The organism is Devosia epidermidihirudinis (genome assembly GCF_000971295.1).
GTDB classification, from domain to species: Bacteria; Pseudomonadota; Alphaproteobacteria; order Rhizobiales; family Devosiaceae; genus Devosia; species Devosia epidermidihirudinis.
Genome location: NZ_LANJ01000044.1, coordinates 162,102 through 183,105, shown reverse-complemented (window position 1 = coordinate 183,105; position 21,004 = coordinate 162,102). Strand labels below are relative to the sequence as shown.

Annotated in this window: 15 protein-coding genes; 10 read left to right on the top strand and 5 right to left on the bottom strand. The window is 61.4% G+C overall.

Annotated elements, in window-relative coordinates:
• Window positions 1-31: 31 nt before the first annotated feature.
• Both WH87_RS15315 and WH87_RS15310 read left to right on the top strand, forming a co-directional pair.
• The gene (locus tag WH87_RS15315; RefSeq protein ID WP_245622441.1) at window positions 32-739 is read left to right on the top strand and encodes an amino acid ABC transporter ATP-binding protein; all 708 of its coding nucleotides are present in this window, start codon (window positions 32-34) and stop codon (window positions 737-739) included.
• Window positions 740-764: 25 nt separating this feature from the next.
• Window positions 765-1,820, top strand: a complete 1,056-nt coding sequence (locus WH87_RS15310) for a dipeptidase (RefSeq protein ID WP_046140715.1) — start codon at window positions 765-767, stop codon at window positions 1,818-1,820.
• A gap of 5 nt (window positions 1,821-1,825) precedes the next feature.
• Here the strand turns inward: WH87_RS15310 and WH87_RS15305 are convergent, their stop codons facing one another.
• Genes WH87_RS15305 through gnd form a run of 3 tightly spaced genes read right to left on the bottom strand, consistent with a single transcriptional unit; the run spans window position 1,826 to window position 4,987 of the window.
• Window positions 1,826-2,512, bottom strand: a complete 687-nt coding sequence (locus WH87_RS15305; protein ID WP_046140716.1) for an ROK family protein — start codon at window positions 2,510-2,512, stop codon at window positions 1,826-1,828.
• A gap of 13 nt (window positions 2,513-2,525) precedes the next feature.
• A complete protein-coding gene (gene zwf, locus WH87_RS15300) occupies window positions 2,526-3,902 on the bottom strand; it encodes a glucose-6-phosphate dehydrogenase (RefSeq protein ID WP_046140717.1) in 1,377 nt (458 codons plus the stop codon).
• Between the two features lie 14 nt (window positions 3,903-3,916).
• On the bottom strand, window positions 3,917-4,987 hold the full coding sequence (gene gnd / locus WH87_RS15295; RefSeq protein ID WP_245622440.1) for a phosphogluconate dehydrogenase (NAD(+)-dependent, decarboxylating): 1,071 nt from the start codon (window positions 4,985-4,987) through the stop codon (window positions 3,917-3,919).
• A 360-nt stretch (window positions 4,988-5,347) separates the two neighbouring features.
• Between gnd and WH87_RS19110 the strand changes: the two genes are divergently transcribed.
• Both WH87_RS19110 and WH87_RS15285 read left to right on the top strand, forming a co-directional pair.
• Window positions 5,348-6,496 carry a GGDEF domain-containing protein gene (locus tag WH87_RS19110; RefSeq protein WP_156458252.1) on the top strand — a complete coding sequence of 383 codons (1,149 nt, stop codon included), beginning with the start codon at window positions 5,348-5,350 and terminating at the stop codon, window positions 6,494-6,496.
• Window positions 6,497-6,782: 286 nt separating this feature from the next.
• The gene (locus WH87_RS15285; RefSeq protein WP_245622439.1) at window positions 6,783-8,255 is read left to right on the top strand and encodes a sensor histidine kinase; all 1,473 of its coding nucleotides are present in this window, start codon (window positions 6,783-6,785) and stop codon (window positions 8,253-8,255) included.
• A gap of 21 nt (window positions 8,256-8,276) precedes the next feature.
• Here the strand turns inward: WH87_RS15285 and WH87_RS15280 are convergent, their stop codons facing one another.
• Window positions 8,277-10,112, bottom strand: coding sequence for a sigma-54-dependent Fis family transcriptional regulator (locus WH87_RS15280; RefSeq protein WP_046140720.1), 1,836 nt, complete (start codon window positions 10,110-10,112; stop codon window positions 8,277-8,279).
• 201 nt (window positions 10,113-10,313) lie between these two features.
• On the opposite strand from WH87_RS15280, the gene adh reads away from it, so the two are divergent.
• Together adh and WH87_RS15270 are read left to right on the top strand one after the other, a co-directional pair.
• Window positions 10,314-11,834: an aldehyde dehydrogenase gene (gene adh / locus WH87_RS15275; RefSeq protein WP_046140721.1), complete on the top strand. Its 1,521-nt coding sequence runs from the start codon at window positions 10,314-10,316 to the stop codon at window positions 11,832-11,834.
• Window positions 11,835-11,987: 153 nt separating this feature from the next.
• Complete coding sequence (locus WH87_RS15270) at window positions 11,988-12,362, top strand: DUF779 domain-containing protein (RefSeq protein ID WP_046140722.1); 375 nt, start codon at window positions 11,988-11,990, stop codon at window positions 12,360-12,362.
• 38 nt (window positions 12,363-12,400) lie between these two features.
• On the opposite strand, the gene WH87_RS15265 is transcribed toward WH87_RS15270, so the two are convergent.
• Entirely contained in the window at window positions 12,401-13,327 is a 927-nt protein-coding gene (locus WH87_RS15265) for an SMP-30/gluconolactonase/LRE family protein (RefSeq protein WP_052726657.1), read from the bottom strand.
• 401 nt (window positions 13,328-13,728) lie between these two features.
• Here WH87_RS15265 and WH87_RS15260 point away from each other — a divergent pair, with 401 nt between their 5' ends.
• From WH87_RS15260 to WH87_RS15245, 4 genes are all read left to right on the top strand, one after another.
• Window positions 13,729-14,172, top strand: a complete 444-nt coding sequence (locus WH87_RS15260) for a pseudoazurin (protein WP_046140868.1) — start codon at window positions 13,729-13,731, stop codon at window positions 14,170-14,172.
• A gap of 87 nt (window positions 14,173-14,259) precedes the next feature.
• A complete protein-coding gene (locus WH87_RS15255; RefSeq protein ID WP_046140723.1) occupies window positions 14,260-15,675 on the top strand; it encodes a hypothetical protein in 1,416 nt (471 codons plus the stop codon).
• Entirely contained in the window at window positions 15,672-19,931 is a 4,260-nt protein-coding gene (locus WH87_RS15250) for a VWA domain-containing protein (RefSeq protein WP_082092725.1), read from the top strand. The genes WH87_RS15255 and WH87_RS15250 overlap by 4 nt, the downstream gene beginning before the upstream one ends.
• A 20-nt stretch (window positions 19,932-19,951) precedes the next feature.
• The gene (locus WH87_RS15245) at window positions 19,952-20,968 is read left to right on the top strand and encodes an AAA family ATPase (protein WP_046140725.1); all 1,017 of its coding nucleotides are present in this window, start codon (window positions 19,952-19,954) and stop codon (window positions 20,966-20,968) included.
• Window positions 20,969-21,004 lie beyond the last annotated feature (36 nt).

The window sequence follows — 21,004 nt, the reverse complement described above, 5'->3', positions numbered from 1 at the left end:
TCTCGATGAAACCGCTGTCGAAATCATCGGCATGCAGAAGTGGTTTGGAGATTTTCACGTCCTTCAGGACATCAATCTGCGCGTTGGGCGCGGCGAGCGCATTGTCATTGCCGGGCCGTCGGGGTCAGGCAAGTCGACTCTGATCCGTTGCATCAATCGTCTCGAAGAGCATCAGGACGGCAAGGTCATCGTCAACGGCGTCGAGCTGACCAATGACCTCAAACGGATCGACGAAATCCGCCGTGAAGTCGGCATGGTATTTCAGCACTTCAACCTGTTCCCGCATCTGACCATCCTGCAGAACCTGACGCTGGCGCAGATCTATGTGCGCAAGCTCTCCAAGGCCGAGGCGGAAGAGACCGCCATGCACTACCTTGAGCGCGTCAAGATCCCCGAGCAGGCGCAGAAATTCCCCGGCCAGCTTTCAGGTGGCCAGCAGCAGCGGGTCGCCATTGCGCGCTCGCTCTGCATGAACCCCAAGATCATGCTGTTCGATGAGCCAACGTCCTCGCTTGATCCTGAAATGGTCAAGGAAGTGCTCGACGTGATGATCTCACTAGCCGATAGCGGCATGACCATGCTCTGCGTCACCCACGAAATGGGGTTCGCCCGTCAGGTTGCCGATCGTGTGATCTTCATGGATCAGGGCCAGATCATCGAAGAAGATAAGCCCGAAGCCTTCTTCACCAATGCCCAGCATGAGCGGACGCGGCTGTTCCTCAGCCGGGTGCTGCATTGAACCAGTCCCAAACGAGAGCGCGCCCGTGAACAAGCTGATCCCCGTTTTCGACGGCCACAACGATGCATTGCTGCGACTGCTGGAGCAGCCATCGGCTGATCCCGTTCAGAGCTTTTTGACGGGCGAGGCGCCTGCCCATCTCGACCTGCCCAAGGCACAGGCTGGCGGGCTGGTCGGCGGATTGTTCGCGGTATTCTGTCCATCGCCCGGCGAGATCGATCGTGCCGCGATGCAGGCCGACGCCTATGATCTGCCACTGCCCAACGAGCTCAGCCTTGAAGCAGCGCAGCGACTGACCATTGCGCAGGTCGCCATCCTGCAGCGTCTGGCGAACGCTTCGAATGGCGCGGTTGCGCTATGCCGGTCGACGGCGGAGATCCGAGCGGCCAATGCGCGCGGCGCTCTCGCCGCCGTGCTGCATATTGAAGGCGCCGAGGCGATTGATCCGGACCTGTACTTTCTCGACGTGCTCTACGCTGCCGGGCTGCGCTCGGTCGGACCGGTGTGGAGCCGCACCAATATCTTTGGCTATGGCGTGCCGTTCCGCTTTCCCGGGCTGCCCGACACCGGGCCGGGCCTGACCGATGCTGGTCGCCGCCTCGTTGCTGCCTGCAATCGCATGCGTGTCCTTGTGGACCTCTCGCATATCACCGAGCAGGGGTTCTGGGATGTGGCCAAAATCTCGGATGCGCCGCTAGTCGCGACGCATTCCAACGCCTACGCGCTCTCGCCGTCCCCGCGCAATCTGACCGACGAACAGTTGCGCGCCATCCGGGATAGTGACGGCCTGGTTGGTCTAAATTTCGGCACCGGTTTTCTCCGGCTTGATGGTCGTCTCGACACATCATCCGACCCAGAATTGCTGGTGCGGCACCTCGATCATCTGATTTCGATCGTCGGTGAGAGCCGGATCGGCCTTGGGTCCGATTTCGACGGCACCAAGATCCCTGATGCGATCGGGTCAGCAGCCGGATTGCCCGTGCTGTTCGATCTGCTCCGCCGCCATGGCTATGATGAGCCGCTGCTGGAACGCATTGGTTATTCCAACTGGCTATCGGTACTCGAACGCACCATTGGGTAGCACGGCTAGACCTTCAGACTCTCGTCGAGCCATAGGGCGAAGCCACCCTTGAAGGCGTTGGTGTTGTCGCCACGGCGGGCGTTTGGAGGCAGCGTCTTGAGGCGGGTGACATTGCCGCCTCCGATCACCACGTAATCGGGCTCCAAGGCGGCGGTGAGTTGTTCGGTGGCATCGAAGACGTGCTTGGTCCACTTCTCTAAACCACGTTTTTCGAGGCTGGCCTCTCCCAGATAGTCCTCGAAGGTGCGCCCTTTTCGATAGGGCAGATGGGCGATTTCCATGGGTTGGGCGACATTGTCGACGATCATGGCGGCGCCCAGACCTGTGCCGAGGCCGAGGAACAGCATGCGTCCGCCATCATAGCTGCCGATGGCCTGCATCAGCGCATCATTGACGATTTTGACGGGTTTGCCGAAGCGCTTTTCAAAATCGAAGCCGATCCAGCCTGTGGCGAGGTTGTGCGGTTCCGACAGAATCTTGTTGTGAATGACGGGGCCAGGATAGCCGAGGGCCAACACGTCAAATTGCAGGCCGTCAGCCAGTTTTTCAACGGCCTCCGCCATAACGGCGGCATCCATCTTGGGCCCGGAAACGGCCTTGCGCTCTGCGCCACCGGCGCTGCTCAAGACCTTGACATGGGAGCCGCCGATGTCGACGGCGAGCACGACGGGTTGATTTTGTTGGTCAGTCATGGTGCGCTCCGGATCAAGGCTTGGGATCCACCCAGCCGCCGAGGGGAGTAAAGTCCTTCATGGCATCGGCCGGACCCCAAGTGCCGGGCGCATACGGTGCGGGCTGGTCTTTTTGGTCGAGGACCTGATCGAACACGCGCCAGCCCAGTTCCGACGCATCCTGGCGGGTGAATAGCTGCCGTTTGCCGTCCATGGCATCGCCGATGAGGCGTTCATAGGGCATCATGTCGTCGACAGTGTCATCAACCGCGGTCAGCTCCACGTCCTCGCCTACCATCTCGCCGCCGGGTGCTTTGCGACGCGCCCCGAGGGCGATCATCACTTCGGGGCCGACACGGAGGCGGAGATAATTGGCGTCGGCGGCGGAGACGTCGTCGAATAGCGCGATGGGTGGCCGACGGAAGCGCACGACGACTTCGGTGGCGCGCACCGGTAGGTTCTTGCCGGCGCGGATATAGAAGGGCACATCCTTCCAGCGCCAGGTGTCGACGAAGAGGCGAATGGCGGCGAAGGTTTCAACCGTCGAGGCCTGAGCAACACCCGGCTCATCGCGATAGCCGTTGAACTGGCCGCGTACCACATCGGCAGGGGTCAGTTGCCGAATAGCCTTGAGCACCTGCACTTTTTCGTCGCTCTGATCGTCCGAGGCGCTGGTGATCGGTGGTTCCATGGTCAACAACAGCAGCACGTTCAGCAGATGGTTCTGGATGACGTCGCGGATGCAGCCGACTTCGTCATAGAACTTGCCGCGCCCGGTGACGCCGAAGTTTTCCGCCATGGTGATCTGCACGCTCTCGACATAGGTGCGGTTCCACAGTGGCTCGACGATCGCATTGGCGAAGCGGAAATACAGCAGGTTCTGAATGGCCTCCTTGCCGAGGAAATGGTCGATGCGGAACACCGCATCTTCCTCGAACACGGCATGAAGGACTGCGTTAAGCGCCTGGGCTGACGCCACATCGTGCCCAAAGGGCTTTTCGACCATCAGCCTTGCATTGCGGGCAATGCCGGCAGTCTGAAGCGCATCGATAACGACGCCGAAGAGGGACGGCGGAATGGCGAGGTAGTAGAGCGGCTGTTGCGCACCGCCCAGCGCTTGCTTCAGGCGCTCGAAGGTGTCGGCCGATTTGTAATCACCCGACACATAATGCAGCAGGCTTTCGAGCTTGGCAAAGACCGCCTCGTCAACGTTGCCAAACTGGTTGGTCACGGCGTCGCGGGCGCGGGCAGAAAGCCGGTCCTTGGTCCAATCATCCAGCGCCACCCCGATGACGGGTTCGGTCAGATGGCCTCGCCGCACCATCTGGTACAGCGAGGGCAGGATCATCTTGTGGGCGAGATCGCCGGTGACCCCAAAGATCACCAGGGCGTCGGCGCGGGTCTTGGTCATGGCGGTTCTCGCGATCAGGATTTTTCGTGGTGGCCGCCAAAGGCGAAGCGCATGGCCGACATCAGCTTGTTGGCAAACTCGTCATTGTCGCGCGAGGAGAAGCGGGCAAACAGCGCCGACGAGAGCACCGGCGCCGGTACGCCGGTTTCGACCGCCGCACGCAGCGTCCAGCGGCCTTCACCGGAGTCGGACACCTTGCCGCCGAAATTGGCCAGCGTCGGATCGCCCCGGAGTGCGCCCGCTGTCAGATCGAGCAGCCATGAGCTGATGACGCTGCCGTGCCGCCAGACTTCGGCGACCCCGGCCAGGTCGATATCGAACTGGTAATATTGTGGGTCATGCAGCGGCGCAGTTTCAGCGTCGGCGTCGCGCGCGTGTTCGCCCGCATTGGCGGCCTTGAGAATGTTGATACCCTCGGCATAGGCGGCCATCAGGCCATATTCGATGCCGTTGTGGACCATTTTGACGAAGTGTCCGGAGCCGGTTGGGCCGCAGTGGAGATAGCCCTGCGAGGCGGTGTCGGTCGTGCCGGGCGTCGCGCCGCTGCCGTCCTGACCGGGCGCCAGCGCTGCAAGGATTGGATCGAGGCGCTGCACGGCGTCCTTGTTGCCGCCGATCATCAGGCTATAGCCGCGCTGCAGACCCCAGACGCCGCCGCTGGTGCCGACATCGACGACATTGATGCCCTTGGGTGAGAGCTGGGCAGCGAGATCTACCGCGTCGCGATAGTAAGAATTGCCGCCATCGATGAGCGTATCGCCGGGCTGCATTTGGTCGGCCAGTTCCAGCGCGATACGGGTGGTGATGGCCGCAGGCAACATCAGCCAGACGGCGCGGGGTGTGTCGAGCTTGCCCAGAAATTCGGGAAGCGTCGCAGCCCCAATCGCCCCTTCTGCAACCAGATCGGCAACGCTTTGCGGGTTCACGTCATAAACCACGCATTGGTGTCCCGCTTTGATCAGACGCCGCACCATGTTGGCGCCCATGCGGCCCAAGCCGACCATACCTAATTGCATTCCAGCCTCCATATGACGCCTGCGCCTTGGCGCTGCGCCCGTTTTGCTCGCAAGATTATGGGAAGGGATAGATTGATGACGTGAGAGTATTCCTGATGTGCGTTTCGCCTTATGTTTTCTCTCTGCCTGTTATGGCACTCGCATCGCGAAAAGAGAACTTGAACCACTCTGGGAATGGTTCGCTGCGCTTAAGCAAATCTTGCACATCATGTCTTTTGGCCACTGTCTGACAGTCCCCTGCCCACGAATGAGCGTCACTGTCCAAGAGTAGAATTGGCGTGGGGGCAAAAGGTTCACTGCCCAGGAGTTGTTTTTTGCGTGAACGACAGACGGTTCCGTCGCGCCCGCGAATGCGTAGGTGGGCGGTAACGCAAAGTTAGATGTCGTGAGGCAGAGTGATGCTAAATTTATGTTGGGAAAGTGTTTTTTGTGAACGGCGCGCCTTTTTCCTTCGGTGGCGAGGAAGATCTTGAGCCCTCATTTGATGCCGAGACGGAGCAGGAATTCCGCGGCACGCTGCTTCGTGACCAACGCAATTCGACGCTGATCTGCGCGGCCAGCGCCATTGCGATCTGGTCCTGCTTTGCTGTCTTCGACATTGTCCGGGTGCTTGGCCTGCCACCGGGCGATTGGCGCCTCGAAGTGGCCATGCTGTTCATCAGCCGAGCCATCGTGCTTGGCGGGCTTGTCGCGGTTGCGATCGAAGTCCGGCGCGGCTTTGTGCGGTATGATCGCCTTGTTGTGGTTATCTACCTGCTGCTTGGGCTGGCAGTGAGCCTGACGGCAAACATGGCCAAAACCATGGGGACATTTGCCGTCGATAGTGCGCAGGTGGCGGTGGTGATGGCGGCGTTTCTCCCCATCGGTCTCCGCTTTAGGCAGGCGCTGTTTCTGGCCGTGGCCGTCGCGGTCATGTCAATTGTCACCACGATTCTGGTGCTCTCACCGGCCCTGCTGCACGAAAGCCTGCAACTCTTCCTGACGATTTTGGTGGCGCTGCCGCTGGCTGCCATGGGCGGCTATCTGCGCGAACGCTCGGAACGCAAACAATTCCTGTTGCGCAAGCTTTTGGCCACCCAGGCTTCGATCGATCCGCTTACCGGCCTGCCCAATCGTCGGGCCTTTCGCTGGCGGGTGGAAAGCGGCTTGCGTCATTGCGCACGCGAGCAGCGTCCTGCCATCCTGGCGGTGGTCGATGTGGATCACTTCAAGCTGTTCAACGATCACTATGGTCACGCGGGCGGCGATGTCGCGCTGCAGAAAGTGGCCGACGTTATCCGTCACTCCGCTCGTCGCCCACTCGACATTACTGCGCGCGTCGGCGGCGAGGAGTTCTGCATTTTCCTGTTCGATGTCGACGTGACACGGGCCAAGGTTCCGCTCGAAGGAATACTGAACGGAGTGCGCGAGCTGGCGCTGACACATGACACGGCTCCGCGCGGGATCATGACTGTCAGCATGGGGGCCGCTGTATTTGATGGGACGGAGTCGCTCGATACGCTTTATCGCCGTGCGGATGATGCGCTGTACCACAGTAAAACGACGGGGCGTGACAGCCTCTACTTTGCGGAACAATAGCCATGGCCGCCCCGCGCTTGCCAAACTTGGAAATGGTTGGGCTTGGTGCACAAAAGATGCTAGATCATGGCCATTCGATTTGTATCTTTGCATGCCTCTCGCTGCCTGATCTATTTTTTCAAGGTGCGGGAAGGCGTTTGACTTCTGTATTTCCAAATGGCTTCCTAGCCGCTTGAAGGAGGCCGACGTAGTTACCACAAGCAATACCGGCGGACAGCCGGACGCCACGCCAAGCCCAACCGGTACGCGCTCCAATTCGCATGTAGCGACGGTGATTGCCGTGGCCATGATTGTTGTGACCTTCGGTCTCGCATTGACGCAATTCATCTCCGATTATCGCAGCGTAACCAGCGAGGGCGAGGATCGCGCCCGCGCTTATGCGCTCTCGATGGCCACTGACGTGCGCTGGTATCTCGATGTGGCGCGGCAGGTGTTGAAGCGCGTTGAGCGGCAAAGCAGCGAACTTCAAGCTGCGGGCAACACAGGCGTCGTACTGGGCGACGTCATTGACGATTTGCCTGATGGTGTCGCCATTGTGCTTTATGACGCCAGTGGCGTATCGCAGCAGTTCCTGGCGGTTGATGCTGATGTCGTCGATATCAGCGATCGCAGCTATTTCCAGGAACTCAAGGGGGGTGCCGACTGGGTCGTGTCGCACCTGATCGCGGACCGCGTTACCGGTCAGATGACCTTTGCGGTGGGGCAGGCGCTGCGTCGCGGCGATCAATTCGTCGGTGCGGCGGTGGCCTACGCGCCCATGCAGGTGTTCAATAAAACCTGGCTGAGTGTGGGCGGCAAGGATTCCAATGCCTACCTCGTGCATGAGGATGGCTGGTTGTCGGCACGTCTGCCCGAAGTGCCAACGGCGGTCTATGATACTCCGCTTCCCGAAGACTTTGTCGCGATCTATTTCTCTGCAGAGACGGGCGCCTACTCGGCCGGAAAGTCGCCGATTGATGGCGTGCAGCGCGCGATCGGCTTTGCGCGGGTGGATGGAGCGCCTCTGGTTGCCGCAATCGGCATCAGCACGGATGATATGCTGAATTCGTACTGGGCCAAGGTGTTGTTCACCCTGGCGGTGCTGCTGCCGATTTCGGGCCTTTTGGGCTATGCGGCGCTGCGTAACAGTCGGCTTATTCGGCGGCATGAGCAGGTCTCTGCCGATCTCGCCACGTCGCTGCAACGCAATGAAATCCTGTTCCTCGAAATCCACCATCGGGTGAAGAACAACCTGCAGTCGGTGTTGTCGCTGGTGCGGTTGCACGCCAAAAGCGCGGACCCGGTTGCAGAAATCCAGCCCCGCATTCAGGGCATGGTGGCGGTGCATGAACATATCTATCGCACCGATAGCTATGTCGACGTGTCGGCGCCGGACTATATCAATTCGATTGCGCAGCAGATCGTTGATGCCTCCTCGGAAAACGTGACGCTGCAGACCAATATTGCGGCGGTCACGATACCCAACAGATCCGTGATGCCGCTGGGTCAGCTGATCACCGAAGCGGTGATCAATGCGCTCAAATATGGTTTCCCCGACGGTCGTCCTGGCGCCATCACCATTCTGCTGACGCTGGATGACGACCGAAATGCGCTGCTGGTCATCCACGATAACGGCAATCCCCTGCCACCGACGCCCGGCACCGGCATGGGCTCACGGCTGATGAAGGCGTTCGCCGCCCAGCTGAATGGCACGGTAGACATGGTTTCCAGCGATGATGGTGTCACCGTCGAGGTGCGGTTCCCGCTGCCTGAGGAATGAGCGATGGCCCGAAAGCCGGGTTCAGTTTTTCCAAACCAGTCGGCGATACAGCGTTGACCGATCGATGCCCAGCGCTCGCGCTGCCGCCGAGAGATTGCCGCTATGCTGCTCGACTGTTCGACGCATCGCCGTTTCGGTCAGCGTGCCCAGATCTCCAGTGAGCGTCGGTGTCGGCCCCACGCTGGGCGCAACAGGCGCGAGTGATTGGAGCGTGATCGTTTCGCCGGGATCATGCAGGGCGGCTAGGGCCCGCAACGCGCCCGCCATTTCCCTGAAATTGCCGGGCCATGGCCGATCGGCCAATTGATTGACCGTCGTCGGCGGTAGTTGTCCGTGGCTGCCGCCCAATTGTGACCACAGCACTTCCACCACTGCGCTGCGGTCGGGCATATCCGATAGCGTTGGCAGATTGATGGTGAATTGCGCGATGCGGAAGTACAGGTCGGCGCGGAAGGTGCCAGCGTCCACCATGGCGGTCAGCTCGCGGTTGGTGGCGCAGATCACAACGAAATCGGTCTTGCTTGGCGTACCGCCGCCGAGGGGCGAGACCTCTTTGTCCTGCAGAACCCGCAGCAAGCGCGATTGCAGCAGTAGCGGCATGTCTCCGATCTCGTCGAGGAACAGAATGCCACCCTCGGCCTGTTGCACCAGTCCCTTGGCCCCCGATTTGCGGGCACCGGTAAAGGCACCGGGCTCATAGCCGAACAGTTCAGCTTCTATCAGGCTTTCGGGCAGCGCCGCGCAGTTGATGGCGATGAAGGGTTTTCCCGCGCGTCCCGTTTGGCCATGGAGATGGCGCGCGAACACTTCCTTGCCCGCGCCGGTTTCCCCGGTAATGAGCAGTGGGATTTCGGCATTGACCAATCGGATGGCCTTGGCCAGGTCGGCTTGCGTTTCAGCCGTGAAATAAGGGCCATCCCGTCGCGGCTTGGGCGCGCGGGGCAGGGTGCCAATGACAGTGGGCGTTGTGGCGCGCGGGGCGCTGACCGAGGCAAAGTAGCGCTCGCCATTGCGGGCACGCAGCTCACCATGATCGACCGCCAGCCCCACATTCTCAAAGATCGCATCCATGCTCGATTGGCGCAGGGCCTTCCGATCAAGCCCCACCAGATGCATGGCGCGGCGATTGCCAGCCACCAGCCGCGCCCCGTCGAACACCAGAATGCCCTCGCGCGTCGTGCCCAACAGGTCGGCGCTGCGGTGAAAGCGCACCACGGTCATTTCATCGAAGGCGCGATTAAAGAAGCGGTGCTCGATTTGCTCTACTGCCAGCCGCACCAGCCCCATGGCGTGCGTATGTTCGGTGGAGGCATGGCCGGACATGTCGAGCACACCCGCCAGCTTGCCGTAGGGGTCAAAGATCGGGCTCGCCGCGCAATGCAGGATGCCGTCCTGCTCGAAGAAGTGCTCGCCGCCATGCACCTCGATGGCGCGACGCTCTGCCAGTGCGGTGCCGATGGCATTGGTGCCGGTAGAAGTTTCTGACCACGCGACGCCGGGGCGCAGCGAGACCTCGGCCGCCTGTCCAGCAAATTCCGGGCTGCCAACCGTGTCGAGCACCAATCCTTTCGCGTCGGTGAGGATAACCACGCTGTCGGTCAGCCGGGCCTCGGTGCGCAATGACACCAGCTCGGATCGCGACAGCAGGCGGAGGGCTTCGTTCTGCTCGTGCAGCGCGCGCAGCTCACTCGCCGTCATGGGCTCGGCGCGGATGGAACTTCCGGCGTCGAGGCCCTGTTCGGCGCAGCGTTGCCATGACCGCAGAATCGGTGCGGGAACGAGCCCGTCCGGCAATGACTGACCAGAGAAGAATTTTTCGCGCGCTGCGGCCAGGGCGGCCACGGACACCGGTTGCATCTCTCCATCCCTCCCAGTTGTGGCAGTTTGCAACAGGTGTTGCACCGGCCATCGCTTCTGGTTGTTGCAAAGTGTTGCATCCGATCTCGGCGCGCGTCCAGCGTCTTGCGGATCACAAAATCTTCGCCATTGCGATCAAGTACTTGGCGCGTTCTGGCACGGCCGTTGCAATGGAGTTGGCATCAAAAATGGGAGGATGCCATGAACAAACCAGAATTCGTCGGCCAGCGGACCAAGTCTCCGTATAAGGCCAAATATGGCAATTACATTGGTGGCCAGTGGGTCGACGCTGTGGACGGCGAGACCTTTGAAAACACCTCGCCCGTCACCGGCCAGGTGATCTGCGAAGTGGCGCGCTCGAAAGCCGCGGATGTCGAAAAGGCGCTCGACGCAGCGCACAAGGCTGCACCTGCCTGGGGCAAGACCTCGGTGGCGCAGCGCGCCGTGATGCTCAACAAGATCGCCGACCGCATGGAGGAAAACCTCGATCTGATCGCGCTGGCTGAAACCTGGGACAACGGCAAGCCGATCCGCGAAACGACAGCCGCTGATATTCCGCTCGCTATCGATCACTTCCGCTATTTCGCCGGTGCCATTCGCGCGCAGGAAGGCGGGATTTCCGAGATCGACAACGACACCGTCGCCTATCACTTCCATGAACCGCTCGGCGTGGTCGGGCAGATCATTCCGTGGAACTTCCCGATCCTGATGGCGGTGTGGAAGCTGGCCCCGGCGCTCGCAGCCGGTAATGCCGTGGTGCTGAAACCAGCCGAACAGACCCCGGCCTCGATCCTGTACTTGATGGAACTGATCGAAGACATTCTTCCCCCCGGCGTCCTCAACATCGTCAACGGCTTTGGCCTTGAAGCGGGCAAGCCACTTGCCTCGTCCAACCGTATCGCCAAGATTGCTTTCACCGGCGAGACGACGACCGGTCGCCTCATCATGCAGTACGCCAGCCAGAACCTCATCCCAGTGACGCTGGAGCTGGGTGGCAAATCGCCAAACATCTTCTTTGCTGACGTACTCGCCGAAGACGACGACTTCTTCGACAAGGCGCTCGAAGGCTTTGCCATGTTCGCGCTCAACCAGGGCGAAGTGTGTACCTGCCCAAGTCGCGCGCTGATCCAGGAGTCGGCTTATGATCGCTTCATGGAGAGGGCCATCAAGCGCGTCGAAGCCATCAAGGCGGGTTCGCCGTTTGAAATGAGCACCATGATTGGTGCGCAAGCTTCGTCCGAGCAGCTCGAAAAAATTCTCAGCTATCTCGATATCGGCAAGCAGGAAGGCGCAAGGGTGCTGACCGGTGGCGAGCGCAACAATCTCGAAGGCGAATTGTCGGGCGGCTATTACGTCAAGCCGACGGTGTTCGCCGGCACCAACAAGATGCGCATCTTTCAGGAAGAAATCTTCGGGCCGGTGGTTTCGGTCACCACCTTTAAGGACGATGCCGAAGCGCTCGAGATTGCCAATGACACGCTCTATGGCCTCGGCGCCGGTGTGTGGACGCGTGACGCCAATCGCGCTTACCGCTTTGGTCGTGGCATTCAGGCCGGGCGTGTCTGGACCAATTGCTACCATGCCTATCCAGCCCACGCGGCCTTTGGTGGCTACAAGCAGTCCGGTATCGGTCGGGAAAACCACCGCATGATGCTCGATCATTACCAGCAGACCAAGAACATGCTGGTGTCCTACTCCCCGAAGAAACTCGGCTTTTTCTGAGTTTCTTCACTGCCAGGATGGGGGCGGATCGTGGCCGCCCCCATCCACAATCCTTCATTCCGGTGGGTCACCGACCTCAACCCCATCTCCTCCCCGGCGGGGCCCACCGGAATGACGCTGCGGTCGCAAGGGCATGACAGGAGGCGAGGCAACATGACCGATTTCGTTGAACGCGTTGTCGTCACCCCGGCCGCGCTGGACCTGCTTGCCAGCATTGAAAAACGCCATGGCAAGGTGATGTTCCATCAGTCGGGCGGGTGTTGCGATGGTTCATCGCCAATGTGCTATCCGGAGGGCGATTTCATCGTCGGGGATCGCGACGTGAAGATGGGCGAAATCGGCGGCGCGCCGTTTTACATGTCGCCCAGCCAATTTGAGTATTGGCAGCACACTCAGCTCATTATCGATGCCATTCCGGGGCGCGGGGGCATGTTTAGTCTGGATAATGGTACCGAGCGTCGGTTTCTGACGCGCTCAAGAATGTTCACCGACGAGGAACACGAGCGCCGCGCGCCGATTGCGTCGTAATGGTCGGTGGCGAGGCAACCCGCCACCGACAAAACGCTTTACTGCAGCGTTACGGGATAGATGAAGAACGCGCCTGGATCTTCGGCACCGCCCATCTTGCCCAGCTTGCTTTCCAACACCCAGAGCGTATCGCCAACCTTGGTCAGCGAGGCGGGGAAGTCATAGACATCGCCGGGCACTGGCGTGATGGTGACATTGTCGCCGTCAATCTTGCCGGCAACAACGCGGCCATTGGCGTTTTCGGCGATGTAGAGCAGGCCATCATCGCCAAAGCGCATGCCGTCTGGTCCCAGCAATTCCTCCGACAGGGTTAGATCGGTGATGTCACCGGCTGCGCCATCGCTGCCAACATTGATCCGCACCAACTTTCCGGTGGTGACGCTGTTGACGTAGAGGTGGCCGTCGGGCCCGAAGGACAGCCCGTCTGCGCCAGCCAGGATTTCGTCAGCCGCCCAGTCTTCGGCAGCTTCGCTACCGGGCGTTACGCGCACGATCCGTGCAGCGTAGGTGTCGGCAGCATAGGCAGTTCCGTCAGCCGTTGTGGCGATGTCGTTGCACAGGCTGGTGCCGTCGAAGCTGGCGCTGGCCTTGAGTGCGCCTGTGGTCAGGTCATAGCTGCGCAACACGGACGGCAGGGATTCCCCACCACCGAATGCGGCCATATCTGCGTAGCACGCCCAGAGACTGCCATTGGCTTCATCGGCATAAACGCCGAGCACGGCTGATGGGCCCTCGGCTGGTGCGGCGATGAATACGTCGGCATTGGTGGCGCCCGGTGCCGCGCGGAAAATCGTGCCATGCGCCACGCTACCGGCAAACAGCGTGCCGTCCGACGTTGAGGTCACGCTTTCGGGAAATTCCTGCTGGCTGTTGCCCACCTGAACCTTCTGCGGTGCTTGTGCGAACGTGCTCGAAGTCATCAGTGTCGAAACAGCCAGAACCGCGAAAATTGCGGTTTTGTTCATGCGTCTTCTCCCTCAGCAATTGCTTGAAATTTGGGGCGGATCGGCCCGGGCAAACTCAACGCGAAACTTGGACCCGCTGCAACCCACACTTCCATGCGCGTTTGTGTTGGCCGCTGAGGGGACAAAACCCGGATGCGACAAATCGCCCGGATTCCGGGCCTTTGAGCAAAACGGAGGCTTCCTCGTATTGGACGAAATGCGTACGACCAAAGCCGCCAAAGCAAGGCATTTGGTCTTGATAGCGCTTGGGGGAGGCCGTATCGTGGCTAGCGGAGGACTTCAAATTGTATGGCAATATTGCGTGAAAGGGTGTCAACCCTTGCGCACTTCGTTTACGGATGGCGCTCTGCCATGCGGGGGCGAATGTCCCTTCATACCATTTGCACTATCAGGAGTTTGAGTTGAAGTTTCGTAGCATTTTGACGGCTGCCGCTTTGGTACTTGCGACCACGCTGTCCCTGTCCGCCGCTGAGTTCGAAGTTCACATGCTGAACAAGGGCGCTGATGGCAAGACCATGGTTTTTGAGCCAGCCTTCCTGCAGATCGCTGTCGGTGACACTGTGAAGTTCATCCCGACCGACAAGGGCCACAATGCCGAGACCATCAAGGGCATGTTCCCTGAGGGCGGCAATGAGTTCAAGAGCAAGATCAACGAAGAATTCAGCGTCACTTTCGACGTTCCCGGCGCGTATGGCTACAAGTGCGCTCCGCACTTCGCCATGGCGATGGTCGGTCTGATCGTTGTCGGCGAAGACCCAGCCAACCTGGCTGACATCGAAGGCGCTCGCGGTCCTGCCAAGGTCAAGGACGCGTTCGCTGAACTGGCCGCGCTCGTCGGCAAGTAAACTTACAGACGCATACATAACGTATCCGATCCCGGTCGCATTGCGGCCGGGCTCGGACAGCGCCAAGTGTGCGGGGATACACACAGCATGGAGCGCGTCGGCACGTCGCACATCGACAAGGTTCTGGTTGCCATCAGTTGGCGATCGGCACTGGCCCGTATGTTGCCCACTCTGGCGCTGGTCGCCGCGATTGGTTGCGTAGCCTATATCATTGCTCTGCTGACGCTCGGTCAGACTGGCCGCAGCATGGCGCTTCCCATCGCGCTGATTACCGGATTTGCCATTTTCGCGGTCGTTGCGCTGTTGTTGCTGCAGCGCGCTTCCCTGGCGCAGACCGCCCGTCGGGCCGATTTCAAACTTCACTTGTCCGAAGCGCTGTCGACCGCCATTGATGTGTCGCCTTTGGGCACACAGGACAATGCCGTGGCGCGCTCGCTGCGTGGACAGGCCGAGCAGATCGCCGCTGGCATCCGCGTGCCCCAGGCCATTCCGATTTTTTCACGCTTGCTGGCTGTCAGCCTGGCGGTGTTGGTGTTCGCTGCCTGTGGTGCGGCGGCAGCCCATGTCTATGTCGGTGGCAATGCCGCTGCGCCTGCCGCGCCCGCCGTGGCAGAAGTCCCACCCGCAGAACCAGATTATTCGGCTGATGACATCGAAGTGCTGGCGCAGTTGCTGGCTGAGGATGCGGATCGGCGCAGCAGCGACTACCTCAAGGCCGTCGCCAATTCCCTCAAGGAGCTGGCTGAAACTGCGCGCTCCGGCACCACGCCGCCAACTGAATTGCGGGCGCAGCTTGAAGCACTGATCAATCACGCCTCGGCTGGTTATGACGGGCGTCTGCCCAATTGGCTGGCCAATGAGCCGGGCGATCCAGGGGCGGTGCTGCAAAGCGCGCGTGCCTTCAGCGACGCCCGTCAGCAGGCCGCTGCGGAACGCGCGAAAATGCCTAGTGAAGCCAACCGTCCGCGCGTCTCGTCTGCGGATATGTACAACCTGCCCGAAGACCGTATGTCACAAGGCGCCACGCCAACCCCACCCTCGGGCAAGCAGATGGACAATGCGGCCGCGCAGCGCGAAGGCTCGCTCGAAAACTCCAGTCTGGCCGGTGGCGAGTTCTCCGCTGTGCCGATGGAAGACGAGGCCTTTGAAAGCGCCGGGTCGCTCCCCGTGGGCGCAGCTTCCCAATCGGGCAAGGGCGAAAGCAATATCGCTGGCGGTGGGTCGCAGGCTTTGGCCGAGAGCAAAGGTTTCCTCGAAACCATGGCCGATCCAACCGAAACCATGTCGATTTCTGCCGATGACACGCAAGAGGGCAGCAGCATTCGCATGCATGTACCCACCTCCGCCGTCCCTAGCGCGTCGACCGATCTGGGTGGTGACAGAAGTGGCGACTGGGCGCGCCAGAACGCGCAGATCGTCAGCCGCCAGGCAATCAGTCCTGATGCCAATGCTGTCGTTGCGCGCTACTTCAATCGTCCGGCCAAAACGGACACCGCACAATGATCGCGTTAGCACCCCTTGCATTGGCCCTGGCGGCGCTGTGTGTGTTGGTGCTGGTGTTCCACATTCGGCGGCGGCGCACCGTCGCGGTGCCCAGCCTCGTCATCTGGCGCAAGCTCAATAGCGGCCAGTTGCGGCGCAATCGCGTGTTGCAATGGCCCAAGCCGAGCTGGGCGCTGTTCCTGCAATTGCTCGCCGTCCTTGGCATCACCGCAGCCCTCTCGCAGCCCTTGTGGACGCGCGGCGAGGCGGTTGATCACTGGATCTTTGTGCTTGATCGCTCTGGCGCCATGCAGGCCGACACCGATGACGGCACCGTGCTCGATGTCGCCAAACGCCAGATCGCCGAGCGCCTCGAAACCGCCTCCGCTGGCGGTGACTTCTCGCTGATCGCGGTCGGTATCGACAGCGTGCCCATCGTTGCTGCGCGTCCGCTGGGTGAAAGCGGTCTGGCTGCTGCCGTTGCGTCCGTATCGGCCGAGGACGCGCCGGCCGATTGGTCCGGTGTTGCCTCGGTGATCCAGTCGCTGGTGCACAAGGGTGGGCACACTCAGGTTGTCGTCTATTCCGACCGTGCGCAGACCATTGATCTATCGGCCAGCGCCGAAACCATCGCGCAGGAAAGCGTCGTTCCCGCCATCGCGCGGCCCAATACTGGCCTGACCGCGCAACTGGTCGCCAAGCCCGACACGCCAAACGCCTGGACGCTGACCGGTAGCGTGCATTTTGGCGCTGGTATTGGCGGCACCCAAATCATCATTGGCTACGCTGCCAATGCTGCCGAGCAACCCCTCGAATGGTCCCGCCGCACCATTGGCAATCCGCTCGAAACCAATGCGCCGGCGTCCGACAAGACCTTCAGCTTCCCGCTCGATCTGCCGGGACCAGGCATTATCTCGGTGTCTCTCGCTGAAGATGCCAACGCGCATGACAATCATGCCTGGTTCGTCGCCGGTGCAGGTCCATCCCCCCTCGATATTTTGTACATTGGTGCAGGCGACCAGCCGATGCTGGCGGCGCTCAAGGCCATCGATGGCGCGGCGATCTATCAGGCAGCCGGCCTGCCCGAAGATGTCGGCCAGTTCGCGCTGGTTGTTGCGGACAATGCCCATCTGACACGTCAGGCGGAAACGAATGTGTTGTGGATTGGCGATGCAGGCGTCGGCACCACGTCCCTACCAAGCGCAGGCAAGGCATCGCCGACCGCGGCCGACATGGCCCACCCCCTGATGCGCACCATCGCTTGGACCGGGCTCTCCGCCAGCGCGTCATTTGCTATCACGCCATCTGCCAACAGCGAAGTTCTGCTGCGCGCGGGCACGACGCCACTCATTGCCGCTGCCCAGACCGACTACGGTCGCGAGGTGACGCTGGCGTTTGATCCACGCCAGTCAAACTGGCCCCAGCAGCCAAGCCTGCCGGTCTTTGCCGCAAACCTCGTACAATGGCTCGGCATTGCGCCCCAGCCGGTGCTGCGTCCCTCATGCCTCGTCGGTCAGGCCTGTACGCTCGATGCGCGGTTTGCTGGTGGCACGATCACCCGAACCGATGTGTCGGGTGTGACGCCAACCACTTTGCGCAGCGCGTCCTTCACGCCGACCAGCGCAGGTCTCTACACCCTCGCTCATGGCGTCCATCGCCAAGTGCTGGCGATCAATCCTGTCGCGGAAACAGCCACGCCCGCGCTTGAAACGAACACAGCCACAACGGATTTCCCGATCCCGCTCTGGCCCGTTTTCATCGCCCTGGTGCTGGTTATCCTGATTGCGGAGGCCATCCTGTCGGGTCGCGGTGGCGAGCGCTTCCTTCACCTTGCTGCGCTGCGGTCGGACAATCCCCTCAGCACGCGCCGCCGGGTGGTGGCGGGCCTGCGCCTGCTGTCGCTGGGTTTCGCCACACTGGCCCTGTTCGATGTCGCCTTCCCGCTGCACCAAAGCGATGCGCATCGGGTGGGTGTGATTGCGCCCGGCGGAGCCGAGATCGCCGGCGCTGACACCACCATCCTGGCCGCATCGCCACCCACGCTTGGCGAGACCACCACAGCGCCAACCCGTTCTGCCGATCTGGCTGCGAGCATCCAACTCGCCGCCGCGACGGTCCCCTTTGGCGAGCCCGCCCAGATCGTTGTTTCCGGCGCAGCGCAGTCCGATCCTTCGGGGATGATCGCTCTTGCTGATAGCCTTGCTACTCGTCAAGTCACACTCGATAGCCTCGCCCCAACGCCTCTCGATGATCTGGTGTCCGTCACGTCGCTTGACGCGCCCATGCCGGTCTTTGGCGGCGACACGTTTGCATTGGTTGGTTTCGTTCACGCCACACGCGATACAGCCGCAACGCTGCGCTTCACGCGAGACGGCGAGCCGCTGGTCGAGCAGCAGGTGGCGCTGGTCGCCGGCGATAATCGCGTTGAAACCATCATCGCCGACGTCACTCAGGGCAGCGCCGCCTACGCGCTGACCGTCACCGCGACCGGCGACACGATTGCCGCCAACAACACGCTCACAACCATTGTCGACGCCAAGGGTGCCGGGCAGATCGCCGTCATCGCCAATGATCCTGAACGCGGCGCGGCATTCTCGGCTTGGCTTGACAGTCAGGGGATCACCAGCGTTGCGCTTGAGCCCAAGGCTGCGCCCTATCGCATCGAAGAGTGGAAAGCCTATGATGGCGCGGCCCTGCTCGATGTGCCGGCTATTGCTCTCACTACCCAGCAGCAGGAGCAGCTCGAAAGCGCTGTGGCCGAGCAGGGATTGGGCCTGTTGATCCTTGGCGGCCCCAACAGCTTTGGCCCTGGCGGTTATCTTGAAACCCCGCTTGAACGCGCCTCGCCGTTGTCGAGTCGCGTGCCACGCGATGCGCCTGAAGCGACGCTGGTGTTTGTGCTCGACCGCTCAGGTAGCATGCAGCAGCCCGTGGGCAATGGCACGCGCCTCGATATTGCCAAGCAGGCGACTTTGGCCGCCGTGCGGCTGCTCAATCGCAATAGCGAAGTCGGCGTTATCGTCTTTGACTCTGAAGCCACGGCGGTTCTGCCCCTGCAGCGCATCGACGATCCGCAAGTGGTCGCCACCGCGCTCAGCAATGTCGATCCCGGCGGCGGGACATCGGTCTATCCGGGTCTGGAAGCGGCCTATGAGATGCTGCGCAGCACCGACACGCCTGCGCGTCACATCATCGTCATGACCGATGGTTTGAGCCAGCCCGCCGATTTCCCTGGCCTGCTTACCGAAATTCGCAATGCCGGCATCACGGTCTCTTCCGTGTCCATCGGCAAGGGCGCCGAACGCACGCTGATCGAGCAGATCGCCCGCCTCGGCGGCGGCACCTTCCATGCCACCGATGACTTCGCGGCTCTGCCCTCGATTCTGTCACAAGAGGCGATGCTGCTGTCTGGCTCGCCCATCGAGCAGGGCACCACCCAGCCGCTCTGGGCTGCACGCGACGAAGCGTTCCTGCGTGGCCTACCCCCACAGATGCCGACCATTGATGGGTTTGTTTTGACCACGGCTAAGCCCGAGGCATCTCTATCCATGGTTGTGCCCGACACCAAGGGCGAGCCGATGCCGCTGCTTGCCTCATGGCGCTATGGCGCCGGACAGGTGCTGGCGCTGACCACCGAAGCCGTTGGTCCATGGTCCGCACAATGGCAGCAGCTCGACAGCTATCCAGCGCTCTGGGCGCAGGCTATCCGTCAGTTCCTGCCGCCGGTCGACCGCAGCGATGTCGTCGTCAACATTGCCCAGCGCGGCGACAGCTTCGTCGTTGAGGTCAATGTGCAGGGCACGAGCCTTGGCACTGTTCCGACGCTCACAGTCACCGGGACCGATGCTGTTGCGCAGCCCATCACGCTCCGCCCTCTCGGCGCTAACCGCTATGGCGCCGAGGTCACGCCGTCCGTCGAAGGCCATTATCGCTTTGACGCTACGGCGGGCAGCGTATCCAATAGCAAAACACTGGCGTTGGGCTATTCGGCCAATCTGGGTCAACCTGTGGCAGATGTCGGCCTGCGCCAGCTGGTCGCCGCAACAGGCGGTCAGTTCGAGGCCGCGTCAGTGTCACCACCCCCGAGCGTTGATCGCTGGACGTTGCACTCGGTCTGGCCATTCTGGCTGGCCATCGCGCTGGCGCTGTTCATGCTCGAACTTGCCGTGCGCTACACCAGCCTGATCAAGCCGCGCCAGCTCCAGCCCAAATCACCGTCGGGGCGCAAGGCGTCCTCGTCTCGCCCCATCGTTTCCGAACCCGCTCACGCGCTCTAGTGCACGAAAGATCGTCTGATATGTCATCACCCGCCATCGCTGCCGACAAAATTGCCGATGCTGAAATGACCCGTTTGCTGACCATTCTGGCGGCTGCGAAGGGCGAGATCAGCAAGGTTGTGCTCGGTCAGGACCGGGTCATCGAAGATCTGCTGATCGGCCTGATCGCCGGTGGTCACGTGCTGCTCGAAGGCCCTCCGGGTGTCGGCAAGACGCTGCTGGTGCGCACGATTGCGACGGCCGCCGGTCTGTCGTTTGCCCGCGTTCAGTTCACGCCAGATCTGATGCCGGCCGACATTACCGGCTCTATGGTTCTGGTGCCCGACACCAATGGCCGCAATACGTTGGAATTCCAGCGCGGCGCGATTTTCACGCAGCTTCTGCTGGCCGACGAAATCAACCGCGCGACGCCGCGCACGCAGTCGGCCCTGCTAGAAGCCATGCAGGAGCGCACTGTCAGCGCCGCCGGCACCACCATGCAATTGCCATCGCCGTTCTTCGTTCTGGCCACGCAAAATCCGCTCGAAATGGACGGCACCTACATTCTGCCCGAAGCGCAGATTGACCGCTTCCTGCTTCAGCTCGACGTGCCCCTGCCGACCGCCGAAACGCTGGCCGCCATTCTCGATAGCACCACGGGCAATACCGATGCTGTCGCGCAGCAATTGCTGACTCCAGAAGATATCATCGCGCTGCAGGCTCTGGTGCGCAGCGTGCCCATGGCCAACCATGTGCGCCAGGCCATCGCCAACTTCGCCATCTCGACACAGCCCGGCGCGGCGGATGCCACCGAAGAGGTCCGACGCTATCTGCGCTTTGGTCTCAGCCCGCGCGGCGCGCAGGCGCTGGTGCTGGCGGCCAAGGGCCATGCCCTGCTCAATGGTCGTTTCAATGTGAGCTTTGACGACGTCAAAGCCATGCTGCAGCCCACCACGCGCCACCGCGTCCACCTCAATTTCGAAGGCAAGGCCGATGGCGTTTCGCTTGAAGCGCTGCTGGGCAAGCTGCTCGACGCCAGCATAAAGGGCGTGCTGTGAGGCCATCCCCACTCCTTCTGGAACAGTTGTCGACCG